At 67.3% G+C, this 1,509-nt stretch carries 2 protein-coding genes; one reads left to right on the top strand and one right to left on the bottom strand.

Annotated elements, in window-relative coordinates:
* Positions 1-454 (bottom strand): ABC transporter ATP-binding protein (locus HMPREF0975_RS11040; protein WP_009234257.1); only part of this gene is annotated, 454 nt, incomplete at its 3' end.
* A 402-nt stretch (positions 455-856) separates the two neighbouring features.
* Here HMPREF0975_RS11040 and folP point away from each other — a divergent pair.
* Positions 857-1,509: dihydropteroate synthase (gene folP, locus HMPREF0975_RS11035; protein ID WP_009234256.1), on the top strand; the 653-nt coding region annotated here is incomplete at its 3' end.

Raw genomic sequence — 1,509 nt, 5'->3', positions numbered from 1 at the left:
AGAGCTCGTTGGGGCGGTGGGTGAGGCGGTCGCCGATGCCGAGGATGGAGATGACGGCGTCGTACCAGTCCTGTGGGGGTTTGCGGTGGGCCAGGCGCTGGGGTAGGAGGATGTTCTCCTCGGCGGTGAGGGTGGGTAGGAGGTTGAAGGACTGGAAGATGAAGCCGAGCTGGTCGCGGCGTACGGCGGTGAGTTGTTTGTCCGTCATGCCGGACAGGTCCTGGCCGGCGATGAGGACGCTTCCGGAGGTGGGGGTGTCCAGGCCGGCCATGCAGTGCAGGAGGGTGGATTTGCCCGAGCCGGAGGGGCCCATGATGGCGACGAACTCGCCGCGGCCCACAGCCAGGCTCGCTGAGTCCAGGGCGATGACCTGGGCGTTGCCCTCGCCGTAGACTTTGGTCAGACCACGAGCCTCAACAACTGTGGCGACAGCAGAGCGGGTACCGCCGGCCATTGAGGTGAGTCCTTGAACTGGCGTCGCGTCTCCCTCGTGGGTGATCTGAGAGAGGGGTGGGCGGGGTTGCTGCGTCATCTCAGTCATCTCACTGCCTTGCGTGCGTTGTGCCGTTGGACCGGGCCTTGGTCGTATGGGTGGGCTGGGCGCTCTTAATTGATCCTTCAGAGCCTAAAAATGCTGTTATTGCAGAGAAATGCTTCGAAGGAATGAGCGTCGACACCAGCTCCTTCTTTAGGAGGAGGGGGTGTTGTCGATCCTCAGTCCCGAGGTAGTGGTGGCTGTCCTGTCGTCGTGCAGGTGGGGGGCATGGGAGCGGATCGTGTCCCGGCTCTCAGTTTGCGGCGGGCTGAAGATGTTTCGGTCCTCCCACAGTGCCGGACCAACCGTTAGCCTGACCCTGTGACGATTCTTCCCGCCGCCGCCCCGGCACCCCTGCCGGGGCGCGTGCCCCGCGACCGAACGCTCCTCATGGGCGTTCTCAACGTCACCCCCGACTCCTTCTCCGATGGCGGGCGCTGGGCCGACCCCGAGGCGGCCGTGTCCCGCGCCCGCGAGCTCATCACCCAGGGCGCCGACATCATCGACATCGGCGGGGAGTCCACCCGCCCCGGCGCCCGGAGAGTCGACGTCGACACCGAGATCTCCCGCGTCCTGCCAGTCGTGCGCGCACTCGTCGCTGACGGGGCCGATGGCGCCGATGGAACCGCCGGCTGCGCGATCATCTCGGTCGATACCATCCACGCCTCCACCGCCGAGGCCGCCATCGACGCCGGCGCCCACATCATCAACGACGTCTCCGGAGGACTGGCCGACCCCGCCATGCACGGGCTCATCGCCCGCACCGGCGTCGTCTACGTCTGCCAGCACTGGCGCGGAGACCCCGAGACCATGGACCGGCTCACCGACTACCCGGGCGGCGTCGTCGCCGGGGTGGAGGCCGAGCTGCGCGAGCGCCTGACCGAGCTCGACGCCGCCGGGGTCGACCGCTCCCAGGTGATCCTGGACCCCGGTCTCGGTTTCGCCAAGACCCACGCTCAGTCCTGGGAACTGCT

Source organism: Actinomyces sp. oral taxon 849 str. F0330 (genome assembly GCF_000239715.1).
Lineage (GTDB): Bacteria > Actinomycetota > Actinomycetes > Actinomycetales > Actinomycetaceae > Actinomyces > Actinomyces johnsonii.
The sequence above is the reverse complement of the archived record's forward strand: the minus strand, read 5'-3'. Positions and strand labels throughout refer to the sequence as shown.